The 395-nt window shown below is 53.7% G+C and carries 1 protein-coding gene; it reads left to right on the top strand.

Annotation, left to right across the window (positions count from 1 at the left end):
- Positions 1 to 16: 16 nt before the first annotated feature.
- A partial coding sequence (locus D7Y13_RS44505) for a M16 family metallopeptidase (protein ID WP_208734748.1) occupies positions 17 to 395 on the top strand: 379 nt, incomplete at its 3' end.

Here is a 395-nt window from a genome sequence, read left to right as displayed (position 1 = left end):
CGATACAGAGGCAGTGGTGTCGCTTCAGGCCGAGTTCGATCGCGTCCGCGCCGAAGCCGCCCAGTACGTTAAGCAAAACGAGTACGGGCAGATTGTCGAGCAGGCTGGCGGTGTGGGTCTGAATGCGACGACCTCGGCAGACGCGACACGCTACTTCTACAGCTTTCCGTCAAATAAGCTAGAGCTGTGGATGTCGCTGGAGTCAGAACGATTTCTCGATCCCGTCTTTCGCGAATTTTATGAAGAGAAAGACGTAATTTTGGAGGAAAGACGGCTGCGGACGGATAATTCGCCGATCGGCAAAATGATCGAAGCCTTTCTTGAAACCGCTTTTCCCAATCAGCCGTATGGTCGTCCGGTCATTGGCACTGAAGCCGACTTGCAGAAGATGACTC

Source organism: Corallococcus praedator, from assembly GCF_003612125.1.
Classification (GTDB): domain Bacteria; phylum Myxococcota; class Myxococcia; order Myxococcales; family Myxococcaceae; genus Corallococcus; species Corallococcus praedator.
The sequence above is the reverse complement of the archived record's forward strand: the minus strand, read 5'-3'. Positions and strand labels throughout refer to the sequence as shown.